This window comes from Haloarchaeobius iranensis, assembly GCF_900103505.1.
In the GTDB taxonomy this organism is placed as follows: domain Archaea; phylum Halobacteriota; class Halobacteria; order Halobacteriales; family Natrialbaceae; genus Haloarchaeobius; species Haloarchaeobius iranensis.
In genome coordinates this window covers 16,965-38,132 of record NZ_FNIA01000019.1, presented here as the reverse complement: position 1 = coordinate 38,132, position 21,168 = coordinate 16,965, and the positions used below count along the sequence as shown (strand labels likewise).

Here is a 21,168-nt window from a genome sequence, read left to right as displayed (position 1 = left end):
GGCCCTTGAAACTGCAGGATTCCCACAGCTCGCTCTACTGCCACCGGGTACAGCGCTGTCGGGCCGTATCGAAGTAGCTTTCCGCTCGATAGACCACGACTGTGATATGAACGAAGCAGTCTCGCTCGTCGACGAGACCGTGAAGAACCTCCGCGGGGCGGGGTTCGGGGCCGTTCGGGAGTTCGTCTCGCGGTCCTACCTGCGGTACGCCCGCACCCTCGACGCTGACGACATGTTCGCCGAGGAGTGGGACATGCTGGTCGTCCTCGACGCCTGTCGGGCGGACCTCTGGGCCGAGACGGCGGGCGACTTCGGCTATCCGACGGAGGAGACGCGCGTCTCTCCAGGGGGTACCTCGACGGAGTGGCTCGACGCGACGTTCGGCCCGCGTAGCCCGGACGAGCTCGGAGACGTGGGCTACGTCACCGCGAACCCGTACAGCGCGTCGCACATCGACCACGACGCGTTCGCGTTCGTGGAGGAGGTCTGGCGAGACGGCTGGGACGACGACGTCGGGACCACACCACCGCGGCAGGTGACCGCGGCGGCGGTCCGGGCAGCGCGGACCCACGACGCGGACCGCCTGGTCGTCCACTACATGCAGCCCCACTTCCCCTCCCTGGCGGACGACCGCGACGACGGCATCGCGCTCGACGACTTCGGCGACGAGTCGCTCTCGGTCTGGGAGGACCTCCGCTTCGGCAACCGGACCGTCGACGAGGTGTGGGACGCGTACCGCAAGAACCTCGAGCTCGTCCTCGAGGACGTCGACCTGCTCCGGTCGAACGTCGACGCCGGCCGGACCGTCGTCACGGCCGACCACGGCAACGCGGTCGGCGAGAAGGGCCTCTACGGCCACGCCGCAGGTATCGCCCTGCCCGAGCTCAGGACGGTCCCGTGGGCGGTCACGACGGCGACCGACGAGGGCGAGTACGACCCCGTGGCGGCGGGCGACCTGGTCGACGCGGACGAGTCGGTCGACGCGGACGTCGAGAGTCGACTCGAACAGCTCGGCTATCGCTGAGGCGGTCAGACCGACTTCGTCCTGACCTTCAGGATGCCGATAGCGGCCGCGCCGACTGAGGTCGTGAAGAAGAAGCCGCCGACGCGGGAGATCGCGACCGCGGCGGTGATGGTCGGCGCGAGGACGGACGTCGTCGCGACGAGCAGCGTTATCTGGAGTGTCTCGACACCGCCGAGACCGCCCGGCGTCGGGAGCGCACCGGCGAACGCCCCGAGCGTGACGACGAACAGCGGGATGTACGGCGGGATGACGATTCCGAGCGCCCAGAACGCGAACCAGAGCCCGGCCGCCTGGAGCGCCCAGCCGGCCGCAGACAGCACGAGGGCGATGACGAGTCGCCGGCGGTCGGTCGCGATGCGTTCGATGCTGACGAAGAACTCCTTGACGGTCCGTTCGACGGCTGCACGCCCCGGCATCGAGAACTTGGGAACCACGCGGTCGAGGAACCGCAGCGGCGGAACGACGACGCCGACGAGCCGACGTTCCAGTGCGTCCCGGTTCCGCCACGCGAGCGCACCGAGTACGGGGAGCGTCACCGTGAGTACGACCAGTCCGACCGCCAGATACTGGATGCGCTGGATGAGGACGGCCTGGACCGCGTAGTAGCCCAGCCCGACGAGGGCGAACAGCAGCGACGGGACCACGTTGATGGTGTCGAAGCTGGTCATCGCCGCCAGTGCGCGCTCGAACTCGGCGTCGCTCGTCTCGGTGACGAGCCACGCCGCGATGGGCTCACCGCCGGCCTGGCCGAACGGTGAGATGTGGTTCGCGAACGCCGCGCCGGCGTGGACGAGCACCGCGTCGACCACGGATACCTCGACCCCCACCGCAGCGAGGATGACCTGCAGGGACACCCCCCAGACACAGAGCCAGGCGAAGATGGCCAGCGGGACCATCACGACCCGAACCGGGTTCGCGCGGCTGATCGCGTCGAGTATCTCGCCGGTGCCGACGAGGGACGCCAGTCCGAGCAGCACGGCAGCCGCGATGGCGAACCCGACGAGCGTCGCGGCGGCGTTGCGAACGTTCACACCGTACCTTGGCCACAAGATTGGCTTCAAGCCTCCGGAACTGGACGCCGGCCCCAGTCGTGCGCACCGGGACCGACTCGACCGGGAGAAGAACTGGTGAATCGCCTCGGGGTCAAGCCCCGGGGCATTCGCCTCGACCGCCTGTAAAAAGCAGTCCGGGGGCGTGCCAACGGTTGCGGCCACTGGCCACTGATGACCCGCCGACTGCCGCCCGAGTTTCCGAACCGGGGCCGACCGAATCGGACCCCGGTCGTCAGCGCCGCTCGATGAGGGCCTCGTCGGGGTCGCCGATGCGGACCGCCTCGACGCCGGCGTTGTACTCGACTGCCTCGGTCAGTTTCCCGGCCTTCTCCGCGTAGACGGTGAACAGTTCGTCCTCGGCCTCGACCGCGTCGCCCTCCCGACAGTGGAGCCGGATACCCGCCCCGGCGTCCCGCGGTGCGCCGGCGCGGCGTGCCACCTGGCTGATGGTCCGGTTCTGGATGCTCAGCACGATGCCGTCCCGGCCAGCAGTGACGACGTGGCGACGCTCGCCGGGCCTCAGGTCGTCGCGGGCTACGTCCGGGTCACCGCCCTGGGCCGCGACGATCTCGCGGAACTTCTCGAGGGCAGCACCGGAGTCGAGGAGCTCCGTCGCATCGGCGTCCACGTCACACAGGTCGAACAGGATGTCCGCCAACCTGACGCTCTTCAGTCTGAGCTCGAGCGGTCCGCCACCGTCGAGGACCGCGAGCACGTCCCTGGCCTCCAGAATCGGCCCGATACCCTCGCCGATCGGTTGGCCACCGCGGGTGATGGTGCACGCGATGTCGATGTCGAGGTGTTCGGCGACGAGCCGGAAGTCCTCGGCGAGGTCGCGGGCCGCGACGAGGCTCGTCACCTTCGCGTGCTCGCCGTACGGGATGTCGATGAGCACCCGGTTCGAGCCGGCGCTCTTCTTCTTCGAGAGGACGGAGGCGATGACCTGTCCCGGTGGGTCGACCGACAGCGGGTTCTCGGCCCGGATTATCTTGTCGTCCACGGGCGAGAGCTCCACGCCCCCACCCCACACCAGACAGCCGCCGGTCTCCTCGACCACCTCGCGCACCTCGTCGGTCGTGAACTCCACGTCGCAGAACACCGCCATGGTGTCGGCGGTGCCAGCGGGCGAGGTGATGGCCCGTGAGGAGGTCTTGGGGATGGTGACGCCAGCAGCGGCGACGATGGGCACGATGATGGGCGTCACGCGGTTGCCGGCCACGCCGCCGATGGAGTGCTTGTCGGCGACGACGGACTCCGACCAGTCCAGGCGCTCTCCGATATCGGTCATCGCCTGCGTCAGGTGGCGCGTCTCCTCGTGTGAGAGCCCGTTCGCGTGGAGCGCCGCGACGTAGGCCCCGAGCTCGACGTCGGTGAGCCGGTTCCGGTCGATGTCCCGGACGAGCTGTTGGAGGTCCGACTGCTCCAGCTCGTGGTCCTCGAGCTTGGTCCGGATGTGGGCGACCGAACGTGGTTTCGGGGCGAGTGAGACCGTAACCGGGCCGGTGACGTGTCCGAGTCGGCTGGTCACGGCCAGCACCCCTTCCTCGACGAGTTCGGTCGTCGTCTCCACCACGCCGGTGTACGTCCGCTCCGCTTGCTCGATGCGGAGTCTGTCGAGCGGGTGCGCGCCGAGTTCCTCGGCGTCGGCCGTGTGGAGGATGACCGTCGGCGTCGGCGTCGCGATATCGATCTCGCGGGCTGTGAGGTCCATAGGGCACCCAGAGGCGACGCGATAATGAAATCAGGGGACAGCCGCCCGATGTGAGTCCGCTCGGCCGTCCAGGCGGGGCCACCTCGTGGTACACGTCGAGCAACGTCTCCCCCGGGTCGGTCGGCTCGACCGTCGAGACGGGCGACGATGCCGAAGCCCGACTCGGGAAGTACGAGACTGACACGGTTGTTACCGCGTACGTCCTCCCCGAGGAGCCGGGGCGGGCATACCTCGAGCCGAAGCGGACGGGCGCCCCGCTGCCGCTGATGGGTATGGGTGGCCTGTTCACGGTCGTCGGCCTCGGGTCGCTCCTCCGGTCGTCGCTGGGCGGGTGAGGCGAACGGCGACTGCTGCTTGGCAAACCGTTTTCCGACGGACTCCCCGAAGGCGGGCATGGATCTCTCGATAGTCGACCTCTCCCCGGTCCCCGACGGCGGAACAGCCGGGGAAGCCTACGCGAACACCGTCCAGGCAGCGAAGCAGGCGGAGCGACTCGGGTACGAGCGGTTCTGGGTCGCGGAACACCACGGCATGGCCGAACGCCTCGCCGGGACCACTCCCGAGGTGCTGCTCGGGCACCTCGCCGCCGAGACCGACGCGATTCGGCTCGGCTCCGGTGCGGTCCTCCTGAACCACTACAGCCCGTTCAAGGTCGCGGAGGTGTTCGGCGCGCTCGACGGGCTCGCACCCGGACGCATCGACGCCGGGCTGGGCCGGGCCAACGGCTCGCCGGCGAGCGACCAGGCCCTCGGGACCGACCGCTACGTGGAGGACCCGGACGCCGACCACCGCGAACGCGTCGAGGCCGTGCTGAACCACCTCTTCGACGACTTCCCGGACGAACACGAGTACGCCGACCTGTCGATCCCCCGGTCCGGTTGGGGGCCTGCCGAGCCGTGGCTGCTCGGCTCCAGCCCCTCCAGCGCCGAGCTCGCGGCCGAGCTCGGGCTCCCGTACTGCTTCGCCGGGTTCATCCGGCCGCAGTGGGCCGCACACTCCTTCGAGACCTACCACGAGGAGTTCCAGCCGTCCCGGCTCGCCGGCGGCGTGGACGAGCCCGCCGGGATGGTCGCGGTCAACGCCGTCTGCGCCGAGACCGACGAGGAGGCGGCCCGCCTGCGCGCCGTCGCCGAGGCGTCGCACCAGCGACTTCGCCGCGGCGAGCTCGGGACGACGCCGTCCGTCGAGGAGGCAATCGACGAGCTCGGTGGCGTTCCGGACCCGGCCCCCGAGACACTCGACGACGGCGAGTGGCCCCGCGCCATCTCCGGCAGTCCGGAGACCATGGCGGGGCTCCTCGACCAGCTCGCGGACCGGGTCGGCGTCGACGAGGTCATGATTCAGCACGTCGTGGCCGACCACGACGACGGGCTGCGGTCGCACGAGCTCCTCGCGGACGCGGTCGGACTGGACCCCCGCTGAGGCAGCCGCCACCGGAACTTCTTTCGTCGGCGCGTACCACCGCAACCGCGTGAACGAGGAGGCCGACGACGACCCGAGCGAGGACGGCGTTCCCGTGCCGGGCATGACGCGTCGCCGCGTCGTCGGCACGCTGTTCCTCGTCATCTTCCTCGACCTGCTCGGCTTCGGTATCCTCATCCCGGTCATCCCGCTTTACGCGAAGTTCTTCGGGGCGAACGAGTTCGTCGGGAGCCTGCTCATCGCGACGTACTCGCTGTTCCAGTTCGCCGGCGCACCCATCCTCGGCCGTCTCTCCGACGAACGCGGACGGCGGCCCGTCCTGCTCCTGTCGCTCACCGGGAGCGTGCTGGCGTGGACGCTGTTCGGGCTGGCGGGGGAGCTCGGCAGCGTCATCGGAGCCGCCAACGGGCTCGTCGTGCTGTTCTTCGCACGGGCGCTGGCCGGGGCGATGGGCGGCAACATCGCCACGGCGAACGCCTACATGGCGGACATCACGTCGCCAGAGGACCGGGCGAAGGGCCTCGGTATCCTCGGCGCAGCGTTCGGACTGGGGTTCGTCTTCGGCCCCGCCATCGCCGGCCTGGTATCGAGTCCCGCCGCGCTCTCGCTGTTCGAGTCGGTGCTCCCCGCGGCGGTCCCCGTCAGCGAGTTCACGATGCCGTCGTTCACCGCCGCCGCGCTGACCGCCGGGAACCTCGTCCTCGCGTTCTTCGTCCTGCCGGAGCCGAATCGACGGGAACGCACCACGGTGGGGAACGAGTCCCGCCTCAGACAGCTGTACGACGCGGTGCGCTCGCCCGATATCGGCTCGCTCGTCGTGGCCTTCTTCCTGGCCTCGTTCGCGTTCTCGGCGTTCGAGAGCCAGTTCATCTTCCTCACGAGCGACAGACTCGGCTACGGGACCGCCGAGAACGCGGTACTGCTGACGTACATCGGGGTGCTCATCGCCATCGTGCAGGGCGGGCTCATCGGGCCGCTCACGGACCGCTTCGGCGAGTACCGGCTCGCCCTCGTCGGCGCTGGCATCCAGGTCGTGACGCTCGCACTGGTCCCGTTCTCGCTGTCGTGGTCGTTCGTGCCCGCCCTCGGGCCGGTCGAGTCAGGGGCCGTCGCACTTGCCCTCGTCTCGACACCGCTCGCGTTCGGCAACGCCCTCACGAACGTCTCCCTGAACGCGCTGGTGTCGCTCAACGCCGACGCCGACGAGCAGGGCGGGGCGTTCGGGCTCACCCAGTCCGCGAGCAGCCTCGCCCGGACGTTCGGTCCGGCCGCCGCCGGCCTGCTCTACGTCGCCATCGCGTACTGGTCGCCGTTCGTCGTCGCCGGCCTGCTGTTCGTGCCCATCCTGGTGCTGCTCGGACTGGTCGCCCGGGGGAGTATCGAATCGACGGCCGACGCCTAGAGCAACGGTGTGGCATCAGCCCAGAGGGCCTCGAACTCGCGCTCGAACGCGGCCACCACCTCGGGAGCGTTGACCCCGACGACGCCCAGCCGGTCGCCGGAGTCGCGTGGACTGGGGAGGTCGACCGTGGTCAGCTCCCCGTCGACGACGTCGAACGACACCGGAACCGTGGGATGCGCCCGGATCTCGACGCTGCCCGGTGCGGATTCGACGAGGTCCGGGAACGTCTCCGGGAGGCTGTCCACCACGCTGTCCGCGAGCACGATCGAGACGGAGAGCCCGTCTGCGGCCCCGTCGAGGAACGCCGCGACCTCGGTCTCGAACGTCCCCCACGACGCGTGCTGGTACGGCGGGCCGAGTGTCGCCAGGACGGACTCGGTCGCGGTCCGGACGTGCTCCCGCATCGCCGTCTGCATCTCCTCGCTGCCGAGCGACCCGAGCCAGACGCTCGCGTCCGCGGGGGCAGTCGGGAGCAGGTTCGACCGGACGGCGCGGGCGACACCCCGGTACCGCTCCCACTCGTCGGCGAGTTCGCGGGTCCGTTCGGCGAGGAGCCTGTCGACAGCGACCGCCGGCTCGACGGCCCGGTACCGGGTCGGCTCCGTCGCCTGTGTCCCGACCAGTCCGCGCGACGCCAGCCCGTTGAGCACGTCGTAGATCCGGCCACGGGGCACGTCGCTGGCGGTCGAGAGGTCGGCTGCCGTCGTCGCACCGGTCACGAGCAGCGTGCGGTAGGCCTGCTCCTCGTAGCTCGACAGCCCGAGTTCTCCGAGCTCCGTCATCGGTCCCAGCTTCTCGGGTGACCGACAAAAGTGATGCGAGCCCCGACGACTCCGACCCTTGAAAACTGACTGCAAGTGGCATCGGATTCGGCAACGGTCATACGACCGCCGCGGGGAACGACGACCATGCATCCCTACGCGTTGCTCGCCGCCGCTATCGTCTCGGAACTGGTCGGGACGACCGCACTCAAACTGTCCGACGGGTTCTCGAAGCCGCTGCCCAGTCTTGCCGTCGTCGTGGGGTACGGCGTCGCCTTCTATCTGGTGTCGCTGACGCTCGAGGAACTGCCCATCGGCGTCGTCTACGGCACCTGGGCCGCGCTCGGCATCGTCGGCGTGGCTGGCATCGGGGTCGTGCTGTTCGACGAACCCGTCGACCTGGCCGGGGCGCTCGGCATCCTGTGCATTCTCGTCGGTGTGTACGCTGTCAACGTCGTCTCGGAGATGGCGGCACACTGAGTCGGGTTCCCGAGCGGGCGTCACTCGGGGAGGACGGACAGTCCGTCGCTCGCGCCGGTCTCGCCAGAATCACTTAAATAGCCTCGCATACGCCGCGATGCCCCCTCGGATGTGGAGACGGAAGCGGTCCGTATGTGCCAGCAGGTCGAGTACGCGGGCCAGAGCGGCAGCGGAGCTCGCCAAACCAGCGAGAGCGAGGTCGGAGCGCGATGACGCTCGCGACAGTCCCCCGGTACGACGAGTCGAGCGTGGGCACCGTCGGCGAGCGTGCAGTCGTCCTCGGCGGGAGCGTCGCCGGACTCTGTGCTGCACGCGTGTTGCGAGACGCGTTCGAGTCGGTGGTCGTGCTCGACCGGGACCCCCTACCGGCGGACCCGGTCGCCAGAGACGGCGCGCCCCAGACGCGACATCCCCACGTCCTGCTGGAGGGCGGTCGTGCCACGCTGGAGGACCTGTTCCCGGGATTCTCCGAGACACTCCTCGAAGCGGGCGGGCTGCTGGTCGACGCGAGCAGGCAGCTCCGGGAGTTCAACGGCGGTGACTACATCGCCGACGCTCCGGGTCGGCTGCCGACCTACTGCGCGAGTCGTCCACTCCTCGAGGCGGTGCTCCGCCAGCGTACCCGAGGGCTGGAGTGCGTCGACCTGCGGGGAGAGCACCGGTTCACCGGCTACGAGACGGATGCGACTGGCCAGACGGTCACCGGCGTGACCGGACGGGACGGCGAGGGCGAGCCGTTCACGCTCGCGGCCGACCTGGTCGTCGATGCGACCGGACGGACGAGTCGCACGCCGTCGTGGTTGGCCGAGACCGGCTTCCAGAGACCGGCGACCGACGAGGTGACAATCGAGGTCGCCTACAGCACCATCCGCGTCGAACGACCGCCGGACGACAGACGGCTGTTCCTCGTCGCCCCGACCGCACCACGGACCCGTGGCGGTGCCCTCATCCCGGCCGAGGACGGCCAGTGGGAGGTCATCCTGCAGGGCGTCCACGGCGACGACCCACCGACCGACCCCGAGCCGCTCCAGCGGTTCGCGGACAGCCTCCCGGCGGACGAGTTCGGTGCCACCCTCGCGGCCCACGAGTGGCGGACGGCGCAGGCCGAACGGTACCCGTATCCCGCGAGTCGCCGCCACCGGTACGAGGCCCTCGACCGCTTCCCGGCTGGACTCGTCGTGACGGGCGACGCACTCGCGAGCTTCAACCCCATCTACGGGCAGGGGATGTCCGTGGCGGCGCTCGAGGCGCTGGGCCTGCACCACGCGCTGGCCGACGGCGGACTCGACGAGCTCGGGCCACGGTTCTTCGACCGTGCTGCCGCCATCGTCGACGGCGTCTGGCGGGTCGTCGTCGGGAGCGACTTCGCCTTCGCCGAGACGAGCGGGCCGGAGCCTACCGGTGCCGGGGTCACGAACTGGTATATGGACCGCTTCGTCAGGAGAGCTCACGACGACCCGTTCCTGAGCGAGGTGTACGCACGGGTCACGAGACTGGAGGCGTCTCCCACGGCTCTGTTCCGTCCGAAGGTCCTCTGGCGTGTCTTCCGACCGTTCGGCGGCGGAAGCGAGGACGACCGACCGGAGACGCCCGGCTCGGAGGGTGACCGCGCTGTCTGACTCGCGACGCTGGCGCGGCAGTGGTCAGGCGTGGGCGGTGTAGCCGGCGTCCTCGACCGCCGCGACGAGTGCCGACATCTCGGCGTCACCCTCGACGCTCACACGTTCCGATTCCCGGTCGGCGTCGGCCTCAGTCACGCCCGCTACGTCGCGGAGCGCCTCCTCGACGGTCTGCTCGCAGTGGCCACAGCTCATCCCCTCGACGCTGATGGTCGTCGTCATGGCCGAAGGGAGGCGCTCCGGACATATTTCGGTTGTCGATTCAGTCCGTGGCTGGACCCGGCCGCACGGACGGAGGCCGTCGACGGTCGGCGGACGCCAGGCTGTCCGGCGTACTGGAGAGAACAGAGCGGACAGCGAAGTCGGGTCGCGGAGTCGCCTCAGTCGCCAGCCGTCCCCGTCGCCTCGGCACCATCGGGACGGATCCGCGAGAGCCGCATCGCGTTCGCCGTCACCGCCGTCGTCATGCCGGCGTCCCCGGCGAGGACCGCCAGCCAGATCGGGACCAGGCTGAACGGGACACCCACGGCCAGGAGCGCCTTCACGAGCAGGCTCGCCCAGATGTTCTGCCTGATGACGCCGTTGGCGTCGTTCGCGAGCTCGTAGAGGTACGGGAGCTTCGAGAGGTCGTCGCTCATCAGCGCGATGTCCGCCGTCTCGAGCGCGGTGTCCGTCCCCGCGGCACCCATCGCGACGCCCACCGTCGCCGTCGCGAGGGCTGGCGCGTCGTTGACGCCGTCGCCGACCATCGCGACGCCGTCGTACTCGTCGTTCAGCGCCTCGATAGCAGCCACCTTCTCGTCGGGCAACAGCCCGGCGCGGAACTCGTCCACGCCGACCTGTTCGGCGATGGCTCGGGCCGTCCGCTCGTTGTCCCCGGTGAGCATGATGGTGTGCTGTACGCCGAGTTCCCGCAGCCGGGTCACGGTCCGAGCTGCGTCCGGGCGGACCTCGTCCGCGACCGCGATGACGCCCTCCAGTTCGTCCTCGGTGCCGACCAGCACGACGGTCTTCCCCTCCGACTGGAGCGCCGGGACGGTGTCGTGCAGCAGGTCGAGGCAGTTGTTGCGGTCGCAGATGGTCTGTGCGGTCTGGGTGACGACCCCGCCGTCCGTGGTGGCGTGGACGTGCGAGAGGTCGAAGCCGAGGTCCTCGAACAGGCCGGGCTTGCCGGCGTAGTGCGGCCGGCCGTCGAGGGCAGCCCGGACTCCCTTCCCGGTGATGCTCTCGAAGTCGTCGACGTCGCGTTCGGCGACCCCGACGGTGGCGGCCTGTTCGACGATGGCCTCGCCGATGGGATGCTCGCTGCGAGCCTCCAGCCCGCGGGCACACCTGAGCACCTCCTCTTCGGTGTTGCCGTTCAGGGGGACGACGTCGGTCACCGTCAGCTCGCCCCTGGTCAGCGTACCGGTCTTGTCGAGGGCGACAGCCTCGACTGCGCCCATCGCCTCGAGGTGATTGCCGCCCTTGATGAGCACGCCGTTCTTCGCGGCGCTCGTGATGCCCGAGACCACGGAGACCGGCGTGGAGATGACGAACGCACACGGACAGGCCAGCACGAGCAGGGTCAGCCCGTAGACCACCGCGGTGGACCAGGTCGTGCCGAGCACGGACGGGCTCCCGAGAGTGACGACCACCGCGAACGCGACCACGACCGGGGTGTAGTATCCGGCGAACCGTTCGACGAACTGCTCGCGCTCGGTCTTGTTCGACTGTGCGTCCTCGACCATCTCGACGATGCGCGACAGCGTGTTGTCGCCGGCCTCGGAGGTGACCTCCACCTCGAGGTAGCCGCCCTCGTTGATGGTGCCCGCGTAGACGTCGTCGCCGTCGGTCTTGTCCACCGGCACGCTCTCGCCCGTGATGGGTGCCTGGTTGACCGCGCTCTGTCCGTCGACGACGACGCCGTCCATCGGTATCTTCTCCCCGGGCCGGACGACGACGATGTCGCCGACTCCCACCGCGTCCACGGGCACCGTCTCCTCGTCGCCGTCCCGCTTGACCGTCGCCTCGTCGGGCGAGAGGTCCATCAGTTCCTCGAGCGAGTTCCGGGCGCGGTCCATCGAGTACCGTTCGAGGAGCTCGGCGACGCTGAAGAGGAAGGCGAGGGTGGCGGCCTCGAAGTAGAGCGCCTCGCCGAAGGCGACGCTGGCGACGAGCGCACCGAGGATAGCGACCGACATCAGGAAGTCGATGTCGAGGCTCCGGTTCCGGGCGGAGTAGTAGCCGTTCCGGAGGATCTCCTGGCCGCCGGTCGCGATGGCGACGAGGAAGAGGACGTCGGCGACGAACAGCTCGCTCCCGAGGACGCTCGTCACCGACGCGTTCTGGCTGTGGAGCAGGAACTCGAGGAGCAGCCCCACCGACAGGAAGCCGCCGCTGGCCCAGGTCTTCAGCGCGCGAGGGCTCGTCCAGATGCTGTCGCCCGACTCTGCTCCGGTGGCGGTGCCGTCGGTCTCCGTCACCTCGTAGCCGGCGCTCTCGATGGCCCCGACGATATCTGCCTCGGAGAGGTGCCTGTCGTCGTAGCCGACCGTCACCGTACCGGTCGTGGGCTGCGGGTCGATGGAGCTCACGCCGTCGAAGCTGCCAACTGCGTTCTCGACCTTGCCAGCACAGGACGGACAGTCCATATCCGGGACGGTGAGCGAGAGCGTGGCCGCCTTGCCGCGGTCGATGCTGTAGCCGGCCTTCTCGATGCGGTCGGCGACCGCCTCGGGGGAGGTCATGGACGCATCGTAGGTGACGGTCAGCGTCCCCGTCGTCTCCTGTGCGTCGATAGCGGCGATGCCGTCGAGTGTGCGCACGCTGTTCTCGACCTTGCCCGCGCAGGACGGACAGTCCATGTCGGGCACCGAGAACTGCGTCACGCTACCGTCTGCCGCTGCGTTCGACCCCGTAGCGGACGAACCGCCGGTGTCCGCGTCCGGCGGACAGCCGCAGTCGGGGTCGTCGGGCTGGGATACGTCACACGCATCCTGGGTATCCCGGTCGGGGGAGGTCATTAGCTGGGCCTAAGCGACCGGGAGTTATTAAACCAGCTACTACTAAGCGGGGGTTCGATGTGCTCAAAGTATTAACCACGCGTAGCCAGTTTAATAGCCTGGGCGCGAGTCCGAGAGCCAGGTCGGTCGCTCAGTGCGGACCGTCCCGTCGGCGGTCTTCGGTTCTCGGGACGGTGCATTCTCCCGGATTCCACCCTCCCGACCACCGCGTTCCGCTCCCGTTCGGGGCGCGTTCTGCGGACGGCGCCTTCGATTCGAAATTTCAGCGGGCGTTTCCCAACGGTATCGAAAGGACAAACCGATTGAAGGAGTAGCCCGTAGGACTAGCCATGAGCACGCATCGAAGCCACATCGACATCCAGGGGATGAGCTGTGCGAACTGCTCACAGACCATCGCCGAGCGCCTGGACGGGCTGGAGGGTGTCTCGGAGGCGAACATCAACTACGCTACTGACGAGGGCACCGTCGAGTACGACCCGGACCAGGTGACACTCGACGAGATATTCGAGGCCATCGGCGACGCCGGCTACAGCCCCGTCACCGAGTCTGTGACCATCGCCATCACGGACATGTCCTGTGCGAACTGCTCCGAGACGGTGCAGGACGCGCTTGAGTCGCTCCCGGGCGTCGTCCGCGCCGACGTGAACTACGCGACGGACGAGGCGCAGGTCACGTTCAATCCGGCGGAGTCGTCGCTCGATACCTTCTACGAGGCGATCGAGAACGCCGGATACGAACCCGTCAGAGCGGAGTCGGAAGGGACGGAGGGGAGCGCCGACGGCGACGGCAGCGACGAGAGCGCCCGCGACGCCGCACGTAACGCCGAGATACGCAAACAGCGCCGGCTGACGCTGTTCGGGGCGTTGCTGTCCGCACCGATGCTGTTCTTCCTCGCCGACAAGTTCCTGCTCGGCGGTGCGTTGGTCCCGGAGACCGTCTTCGGGGTGCGGCTCGGCTGGGTGGAGTTCGCCCTCGCGACGCCCGTCCAGGCTCTGCTCGGGTGGCCGTTCTACCGGAACTCGTACAACGCGCTCGTCAACAACCGTCGGGCCAACATGGACGTGCTCATCGCCCTCGGGTCGAGCACGGCCTACGTCTACTCGGTGGCCGTCCTGTTCGAGCTCGTCGCCGGCAGCATATACTTCGACACCGCCGCACTCATCCTGGTGTTCATCACGCTCGGGAACTACCTGGAGGCGCGCTCGAAGGGCCAGGCCGGCGAAGCGTTACGCAAGCTGCTCGAGATGGAGGCCGAGACGGCGACCGTCGTCGACGAGGACGGCACCGAACGCGAGGTCCCGCTCGAGGAGGTCTCGGTCGGCGACCGGATGAAGGTCCGCCCCGGCGAGAAGATACCGACGGACGGCGTCGTCGTCGACGGCCAGAGCGCGGTCGACGAGTCGATGGTCACCGGCGAGAGCGTCCCCGTCGAGAAGCGCGAGGGTGACGAGGTCGTCGGCTCGACCATCAACGAGAACGGACTCCTCGTCGTCGAGGCCACGAAGGTCGGCAGCGACACCGCCCTCCAGCAGATCGTCCAGACCGTCAAGGAGGCGCAGTCCCGCCAGCCCGACATCCAGAACCTCGCGGACCGCATCTCGGCGTACTTCGTGCCGGCGGTCATCGTGAACGCCCTGTTCTGGGGCGTCGTCTGGTTCCTGTTCCCCGAGGCGCTGGCGGGCTTCGTCGACGCGCTCCCGCTCTGGGGGCTCGTCGCGGGCGGCCCCGGCGTCGCCGGCGGTGGCGTCTCGGTGTTCGAGTTCGCCATCGTCGTGTTCGCATCTGCCGTGCTCATCGCCTGTCCCTGCGCACTCGGGCTGGCGACGCCGGCAGCGACGATGGTCGGCACCACCATCGGCGCGCAGAACGGCGTGCTGTTCAAGGGCGGTGACGTGCTCGAACGCGCGAAGGACGTCGACACCGTGGTCTTCGACAAGACGGGCACACTGACGAAGGGCGAGATGGAACTGACCGACGTGGTCGCCTTCGAGGATGGCGAGGCCGTCACCGGGGGCGAGACCGCCGCCGACGGTGGCGAACTCGCCGCCGAGGCCCGGCGAACCGAGGCGGACGTGCTCAGGCTCGCTGCGACGGCCGAGAGCGGCAGCGAACACCCGCTCGCCCAGGCCATCGTCGAGGGCGCTCGCGAGCGCGGCATCGACGTCGGCAGTCCCGAGGGCTTCGAGAACGTCCCCGGACACGGTGTGACGGCGACGGTCGGGGGAGACGAGGTGTTCGTCGGGAACCGCAAGCTGCTCCGCGACAACGGTATCGACCCCGATTCTGCAGCCGAGACGATGGAGCGTCTCGAGTCCGAGGGGAAGACCGCGATGCTCGTGGGGCGTCGGCCCGCGGACGGAAGCGACGGTGAACTCCTGGGTGTCGTCGCCGACGCGGACACCGTCAAGGAGAGCGCGAGGGACGCCGTGAGCGCGCTGCAGGAGCGTGGCGTCGACGTGATGATGATCACGGGCGACAACGAGCGCACCGCCCGGGCCGTCGCCGAGCAGGTCGGTATCGACCCCGAGAACGTCCGTGCCGAGGTCCTGCCCGAGGACAAGTCGGACGCGGTCGAGTCCATCCAGTCGGAGGGCCGGAAGGCGATGATGGTCGGGGACGGCGTGAACGACGCGCCCGCCCTCGCCGTCGCGTACGTCGGCACCGCCATCGGCTCCGGCACCGACGTCGCCATCGAGGCCGCCGACGTGACGCTGATGCGCGACGACCCGCTCGACGTGGTGAAGGCCATCCGCATCTCCGACGCGACGCTCGCGAAGATCAAGCAGAACCTCGTCTGGGCGCTCGGCTACAACACGGCGATGATCCCGCTGGCGTCACTCGGCCTGCTCCAGCCCGTGCTGGCGGCCGCCGCGATGGCGTTCTCCAGCGTCTCGGTGCTCACGAACAGCCTGCTGTTCCGCCGGTACGACCCGGACCACGACTACAGTCTGCTCGGCCGAGGGCGCTGAGCGAGGGTTCCGAATCCAAAGTTTCCCTCTGCAGGACCCCGTCGTTCGAAACTCCAACTCGTTCCCTCCGGCCCCCTCGAAAGCACAACCGCATTGAACGATGTCCACGTAGCTAGAACCGTGGAGACGGTCCACGGAGCAACACCAATGTCACAGCACACCATCGACGGCTCACTCGTCACGCTAGTCCTCGTCTTCCTCGGAGCCCTGCTCGTGCTCCCCCTGCTCTTCATGGGGTTCGGGATGATGGGTTACGGCAGTATGATGGGTGTCGGGGAACACGGAATGTGGAACGGTGGGACTGCACCCGGCTGGGCCGTGCTGGTGGGCGTCCTGATGCAGCTCGGGTTCCTCGCCGCCCTCGTCGCCGGCATCTACCTGCTGTACCGGTTCCTCACTCGCCACGACACCGGGGCGGACCGTGCAGTCGAGGAACTCAGGATGGCCTACGCCCGTGGTGACCTCACCGACGAGGAGTACCAGCAGCGTCGCGAGGCACTGGAGGAGGAATCGAATAGTTAGTGCGGGTGACCGGACGGTTCGCGGTCGGCTTCAGCAGATCTCGAACCCGACCCGTGGCTCCCCGTCGGAGATAGCGACGTTCACGTCGCCGAAGCAGGCGTTGGTCTGGACCGCGCGCGAATCCTGTTCCGAGCCAACCTCGGCGACAACCTGATACTGGACGATGCGCTCCGGCTCCAGCTGTTCCAGATTGTAGACCACGTCTTCGAAGCCAGGTTCGAGGTCGCGGGTCAGGCTGTGGTCCTGCTGTCCGTCCCTGCGGATGCGGAGGGTCAGGGTGTGGGTGGTCGAGTCGTTGTTCTCGACGCGGATCGGATGGTCGGGGTCGAAGGTCTGCTCGTCGGAGAGCGGCCCGTCCGTCTGTGTGTCGGTCTGGCCGTGAGTCGTGTCCACGATGTCGTCGTCTGTCGATGCGTGCGTGGTGGTCGGTGCGCTCGTGGAGTCGGTCGGCGTCGGTGTCGACTCGTCATCGTCGTCCCCACCGAGGGGACCCAGACAGCCTGCGAGGATCGCGACGGCGAGGGTGGAGGTAGTCGAAGCGAGGAACCTGCGGCGGTTCATCGTTTGCGTTGGTCGTGTCCATCGTGAAGTGTTTTCTGGAGCGCCAGCCGGGATTTCAGGGCCAGAGACCACGTGAATCGTGGGCCTCGGCGACGCGGGAGAGCGCGACGATGTACGCGGCGTCCCGCCAGGTCACGTCCCGGTCGTCGAAGGTGTTCCGGACCTCGGTCCAGGCCGCCTGCATCTCGGCCTCGAGCTCCTCGTGGACGCGCTCCAGGGACCACGCACGGCGGTTGATGTCCTGCAGCCACTCGAAGTAGCTCACGGTCACCCCGCCGGCGTTGGCGAGGATATCGGGTACCACGGGGATGTCGCGTTCCGTGAGGATATCGTCGGCGACGGTGGTGGTTGGACCGTTCGCCCCCTCCACGACGATGTCGGCACTGACATCGCGGGCGTTCTCGGCGGTCAGGACGTTGCCGACCGCGGCGGGGATGAGCACGTCGACGTCCAGTTCGAGCAGCTCCTCGTTGCTGACAGTCTGCGGTGCCTCGTGCTCCATCACGGCTTCGGGTTCCGTCGCGTGGGACGGGATGGCTGCGGTGTCGAGGCCGTCGGGGTCGTAGATGCCCCCGTTGACGTCGCTCACGGCCACGACCGTAGCGCCCCACTCGTCGAGCAGCCGGGCCGCGTTGGCGCCGACGCTCCCGTAGCCCTGGATGGCGACGGACGTGCCGGCGACGTCCCTGTCGTAGTACTCGACGACTTCCCGGGTGACGATTGCCACGCTCCGTCCGGGCGCGCCGTCGCGCCCCTCGCTCCCGCCGATGACTGGCGGTTTGCCCGTCACGACTCCCGGCGTCGTCTCGCCCTGCTGCATCGAGTAGGCGTCCATCAACCACGCCATCGTCTTCGGGTCCGTTCCCATGTCCGGTGCGGGAATGTCGACCGTCGGCCCGATGACGTCGCGTATCTCCTGTGCGAACCGTCGGGTGAGCCGCTCCTTCTCGTCGCTGCTGAGTTCCTTCGGGTTGACCGCGATACCGCCCTTCGCCCCGCCGAACGGGAGGTCCATCACGGCACACTTCCAGGTCATCCACATGCCGAGGCCGACGCACTCGTCGCGGGTCACCTCCGGGTGGTAGCGGAGTCCACCCTTGTACGGCCCTCGGACGCTGTCGTGCTGTGCACGGTAGCCCGTGTAGACCTCGACGGTCCCGTCGTCGCGTTCGATCGGGACCGTGACCTCGTGGACCTTCTTCGGGTACCGGAGGCGTTCGACGATGTTCGGGTCGATGTCCACCAGCTCGGCGGCGTGCTCGAGCTGTCGTCGGGCGGTTTCGACCGCCGACTCGGGTTCGACGGCTCCTGTGCTCGACTCCTCTGTCGGCCCGCTCGTTTGGGAGGACATTGTCACTCGATGGGCGTCCGTCGATTACGCATCGCGCCGGCACAGTCGGGACACGAAGCGGGTGGGTTGCTCGCGACGATGATGGTTCCACAGTCGAAGCACTCGTACGGGCTCTCCTCGTCGGGGTTGACGTCTACATCTCTCATTGAAGTCACGAGCGCCAGCGGGAACACCGGGGCACTCGGATAAGGGGTAATAGGTGTATAAGGGAATATCCGACTGTTGGAGATGACACACTGCTTTCCGCAGATGGTGTACTATCTAACCCCGCTCCTCGTCGGTGGTCGCGCCCCATCCTCGAACAGCACCCCGAAGAGTTTCTGCTGGACGGTTCGGACGTGACGGTAGAACGCCGTCGAAGAGATGCCGAGCGTCTCCGCGACCGCTTCCCCACTGCTGTCCCGCGGTGATTCGAAGTAGCCACTGAAGTACGCCGTCTGGACGACCTCCAGCTGTCTGTCGGTCACCGTCGCGAGGAACGACGAGTAGAGGTCGTGCTCGTCCACGTTGTCCAGCGTCTGCCTGGACCGGAGCTCGACGCCGGTGAACGTCGCCTCGACGAGCTGTGTCACCGTCCGGACGTCGATGCCGTTGGGCACGTCGATCACCACGGTCGTCGAGTCCGGTGTCGTGGTGGCCTCGCGGAAGACCGCGCCGTGGTCGGCGAGCTCGAAGGCCAGGAACGGCTCTGTCAGGTGGAGTCTGACGACCCCGCTCGTACCGTCCGTGCTGACCGTCCGTACGCCCTCGATGGCGACCAGGTCCGTGGCAGCCTGAACGACATCCTCGACGGGTGCGCCCTCGAATCTCGCGAAGACGAAGCTCCCCTCGGTGGTCTGTTGCACGCCACCCTGATAGGAGACCGTGCAGTCGGCGGCGCGCGCGAGCCGTGACAGCACGAACGCGTCGTCGTCGATGGCGAACTCGACGCGCGTCATCGACGTCGAGAGCAGTGCGTTCTTGCGTTCGAGCGCACTCAACGCCGACGCGATCGTCCCACCGAGCTCTTCCAGGACCGTCCGCGCGGTGTCGTCGAACGCCTCCCTGGAATCCGCGTAGACGGTCAGCACCCCGTGCGTCAGGTCGTTGTACGCCAGCGGGATGCTCAGCACCGAGAGGTAGTCCCGGGCGAGCGCGTCGGTCCGCCAGGGCTCGTCCCGCAGCCCGGCCGCGACGTTGCTCACCGTCGTCGGTTCGCCCCTCGCTGCGGTCCTGCCCACGGGCTCGTCACCATCCCCGTCGATGGTGAAGGTGCGGCTGTCGAGATAGCCCTGTTCGGCACCGTCCCAGGCTCGGGGCGTGACGGTGTTCGTCGCCCGGTCCACCGACCCGACCCAGGCGAACGCGAACCGGTCGTCGTTGGTGAGTAGCTCGCAGACAGTGTGGTCGACCGACTCCCGCGTCTCGGCCTGCACGAGCGCCTGGTCGATCTCGCGGATGGTCTCGTTGATCCGGTTCAACGCGGTGAGCTGTTCGTTCTGCCGCTGGAGCGTCCGGTCCTGGTCGCGGAGCCGCGACTCCCGGGTGACTCGGTCGAGAGCGGCCTCCGCTGTCGCGGCGAGCAGGTCCGCAAGCTCCCGGGTCACGTCGTCGAAGGCATCGACCCTGTCCGACCCGACGAAGAAGACTCCGTGGTCCCCGAGCGGGATGTAGGCCGCGCTGCGGAGGTCCGTCGCCTCGTTCCTGAGCCGGGGTGAGCGATGCACGTCGTCGAAGAACACCGCCTCGTCCTGGACGAAGCTGTAACTCGGGAGTGCATCCTCGCTCAGTGGTATCCCCGGGAGCGGGCCGTGGAGTTCCGAGAGCGCCGGCGAGTACGCGCTCGGCCGGAGTTCGTTGCTATCGGCGTCGAAGAGGAAGACGGCACTCGCCTCGAGGTCGACGACGCCCGGGGTGTCCTCGACGACGTGCTGGGCGATCTCCTGGTGCGTGCCCGCGTAGAGGAAGTCGCGGGCCGTCTCCTGCAGGGTCGCGAGCGCCTCCTCGCGCTGCTTGCGTTTCGTGATGTCACGACAGCTGTAGAGGATCGTTCCCTCCTGGATGGACACCTCGCGGACGTTCACGAGCAGCGTGTGCTCGTTCCCGGCCTTGTCGGAGGCCGTGCACTCGATGTTCTTCAGGACCCCCTGCTCTGCGAGCTCCTCCCGGTCGAACAGGTCGGGACCGAGCAGTTCATCGATGGGGACCCGCTCGCGAAGCTCCGCCGCCGTGTACCCGAAGATGAAGTGGACGTTGGGACAGACGTAGGTGTACTCGCCGTCCTCGTCGGTCATCAGGACGGTGTCGGTCATGTTGTTGAGGGTGACCCGGTGGAGTTCCTCGGAGCGGCGGAGGTCGCGTTCGAGTTCGACGCGGTCGGTCACCTCGACGCCCTCGACCACGACCGAGACGAGTTCCCCGCGCTCGTTCGACACCGGTCTGACCGAGAGGTCGACCACGGTGGTGTGGTCGGTCAACGAGGACGGGGCGACGACGGCGTTCGCGAAGGAGCCATCGAGCGCCGTCTCGACGAGTTTGCGGACGTCCGGATTCGATTCGTCGTCCCCGGACCACCAGGGAAGTGTCCAGAACGGTTCGCCGACGAGTTCGTCGGCCGAGACGTCGACGAGGTCGCGGGCGGTCTCGTTCAGTCGAACGAGCCGGCCGTCAGGCGAGAGCACCCAGGTCGCGGTGCGTTCGTCGCCGAACATCGCATCGAACTGTCGGGCGCGCTCCCGCTGGGTCCGCTCCCGCCGGGCCCGCCTGACAGCGCGGTCCGTCCGGTCGAGCAGTTCCGCCACGGCAGCCGTGTGGTCGTCGCCGACGGCGACGTAGTCGCTCGCACCGGCCCCGATTGCCTCGCTCGCAGTCGACTCGTCCCCGGCCGCAGTTGCCACGACGACGGGGAGCGTCCGTGTCTCGGCACGGACCGACCGGAGCAGCTCGACGGCGGTGCCCCCGTGGAGGAACTGTTCGACGACCAGGCAGTCGACACCCGCCGACTCGACGAAATCGAGTGCCGCTTCGGCTGTCGTTTCGCGGCGCACCGTGGCCTCGGTCCGGTCGTGGAGCGCGTTCTCGAATCGGTCGACCCAGTCGGTGTCACCGACGAGCAGGAGCGTGGTCTCGTCGAGCAGGGTGTCGGCGACCGTCACGGTCGGTCACCCGTGTTCCGCGGTCGCCGGGGGCGAGTCGAACGGACCGCACGGGAACGGGCGGTAGTCTCGGACATCGTGGGTCGGAACAACGGGAGCTAGCGTTTAGGGGTTTACTATTGAACCCCCGTGCCGGTCGAGGCCAACGGGGAGGG

Annotated in this window: 17 protein-coding genes; 8 read left to right on the top strand and 9 right to left on the bottom strand. The window is 68.5% G+C overall.

Translation table 11 applies throughout. The features are described from left to right. The first annotated feature begins 106 nt into the window (after positions 1-106). Positions 107-1,024, top strand: coding sequence for a hypothetical protein (locus tag BLT27_RS14635; RefSeq protein ID WP_089735189.1), 918 nt, complete (start codon positions 107-109; stop codon positions 1,022-1,024). Positions 1,025-1,029: 5 nt separating this feature from the next. On the opposite strand, the gene BLT27_RS14630 is transcribed toward BLT27_RS14635, so the two are convergent. Together BLT27_RS14630 and BLT27_RS14625 are read right to left on the bottom strand one after the other, a co-directional pair. Continuing rightward, entirely contained in the window at positions 1,030-2,055 is a 1,026-nt protein-coding gene (locus BLT27_RS14630; RefSeq protein ID WP_089735187.1) for a flippase-like domain-containing protein, read from the bottom strand. A 253-nt stretch (positions 2,056-2,308) separates the two neighbouring features. Further along, positions 2,309-3,787, bottom strand: coding sequence for an AMP phosphorylase (locus BLT27_RS14625; protein WP_089735185.1), 1,479 nt, complete (start codon positions 3,785-3,787; stop codon positions 2,309-2,311). 50 nt (positions 3,788-3,837) lie between these two features. Between BLT27_RS14625 and BLT27_RS14620 the strand changes: the two genes are divergently transcribed. Genes BLT27_RS14620 through BLT27_RS14610 form a run of 3 tightly spaced genes read left to right on the top strand, consistent with a single transcriptional unit; the run spans position 3,838 to position 6,611 of the window. After that, positions 3,838-4,122: a hypothetical protein gene (locus BLT27_RS14620; protein ID WP_089735183.1), complete on the top strand. Its 285-nt coding sequence runs from the start codon at positions 3,838-3,840 to the stop codon at positions 4,120-4,122. 58 nt (positions 4,123-4,180) lie between these two features. Beyond that, positions 4,181-5,209 (top strand): LLM class flavin-dependent oxidoreductase, encoded by a 1,029-nt coding sequence (locus tag BLT27_RS14615; protein ID WP_089735181.1) that lies wholly within the window; start codon positions 4,181-4,183, stop codon positions 5,207-5,209. Between the two features lie 49 nt (positions 5,210-5,258). Beyond that, a complete protein-coding gene (locus BLT27_RS14610; RefSeq protein WP_245707779.1) occupies positions 5,259-6,611 on the top strand; it encodes an MFS transporter in 1,353 nt (450 codons plus the stop codon). Here BLT27_RS14610 and BLT27_RS14605 read toward each other — a convergent pair. Beyond that, positions 6,608-7,393 (bottom strand): TrmB family transcriptional regulator, encoded by a 786-nt coding sequence (locus BLT27_RS14605; protein WP_089735178.1) that lies wholly within the window; start codon positions 7,391-7,393, stop codon positions 6,608-6,610. The genes BLT27_RS14610 and BLT27_RS14605 overlap by 4 nt on opposite strands. A gap of 126 nt (positions 7,394-7,519) precedes the next feature. On the opposite strand from BLT27_RS14605, the gene BLT27_RS14600 reads away from it, so the two are divergent. Together BLT27_RS14600 and BLT27_RS14595 are read left to right on the top strand one after the other, a co-directional pair. Then, the gene (locus BLT27_RS14600; RefSeq protein WP_089735176.1) at positions 7,520-7,852 is read left to right on the top strand and encodes a DMT family transporter; all 333 of its coding nucleotides are present in this window, start codon (positions 7,520-7,522) and stop codon (positions 7,850-7,852) included. A gap of 209 nt (positions 7,853-8,061) precedes the next feature. Further along, positions 8,062-9,471 (top strand): FAD-dependent oxidoreductase, encoded by a 1,410-nt coding sequence (locus BLT27_RS14595; protein WP_089735174.1) that lies wholly within the window; start codon positions 8,062-8,064, stop codon positions 9,469-9,471. Between the two features lie 24 nt (positions 9,472-9,495). Here the strand turns inward: BLT27_RS14595 and BLT27_RS14590 are convergent, their stop codons facing one another. Further along, positions 9,496-9,693, bottom strand: a complete 198-nt coding sequence (locus BLT27_RS14590; RefSeq protein WP_089735171.1) for a heavy-metal-associated domain-containing protein — start codon at positions 9,691-9,693, stop codon at positions 9,496-9,498. A 158-nt stretch (positions 9,694-9,851) separates the two neighbouring features. Beyond that, the gene (locus tag BLT27_RS14585; protein ID WP_089735169.1) at positions 9,852-12,476 is read right to left on the bottom strand and encodes a heavy metal translocating P-type ATPase; all 2,625 of its coding nucleotides are present in this window, start codon (positions 12,474-12,476) and stop codon (positions 9,852-9,854) included. Between the two features lie 329 nt (positions 12,477-12,805). On the opposite strand from BLT27_RS14585, the gene BLT27_RS14580 reads away from it, so the two are divergent. After that, positions 12,806-15,445 (top strand): heavy metal translocating P-type ATPase, encoded by a 2,640-nt coding sequence (locus BLT27_RS14580; RefSeq protein ID WP_089735166.1) that lies wholly within the window; start codon positions 12,806-12,808, stop codon positions 15,443-15,445. A gap of 147 nt (positions 15,446-15,592) precedes the next feature. Continuing rightward, on the top strand, positions 15,593-15,967 hold the full coding sequence (locus BLT27_RS14575) for an SHOCT domain-containing protein (protein WP_089735164.1): 375 nt from the start codon (positions 15,593-15,595) through the stop codon (positions 15,965-15,967). Between the two features lie 30 nt (positions 15,968-15,997). On the opposite strand, the gene BLT27_RS14570 is transcribed toward BLT27_RS14575, so the two are convergent. The 4 genes from BLT27_RS14570 to BLT27_RS14560 form a co-directional block, all read right to left on the bottom strand. Continuing rightward, positions 15,998-16,528 carry a hypothetical protein gene (locus BLT27_RS14570; RefSeq protein ID WP_089735162.1) on the bottom strand — a complete coding sequence of 177 codons (531 nt, stop codon included), beginning with the start codon at positions 16,526-16,528 and terminating at the stop codon, positions 15,998-16,000. A 55-nt stretch (positions 16,529-16,583) separates the two neighbouring features. After that, positions 16,584-17,879, bottom strand: a complete 1,296-nt coding sequence (gdhB, locus tag BLT27_RS14565; protein ID WP_089735160.1) for a glutamate dehydrogenase GdhB — start codon at positions 17,877-17,879, stop codon at positions 16,584-16,586. A 2-nt stretch (positions 17,880-17,881) separates the two neighbouring features. After that, entirely contained in the window at positions 17,882-18,025 is a 144-nt protein-coding gene (locus BLT27_RS19260) for a rubrerythrin-like domain-containing protein (protein WP_139172351.1), read from the bottom strand. 111 nt (positions 18,026-18,136) lie between these two features. Then, positions 18,137-21,013 (bottom strand): bacterio-opsin activator domain-containing protein, encoded by a 2,877-nt coding sequence (locus BLT27_RS14560; protein ID WP_217639160.1) that lies wholly within the window; start codon positions 21,011-21,013, stop codon positions 18,137-18,139. Positions 21,014-21,168 lie beyond the last annotated feature (155 nt).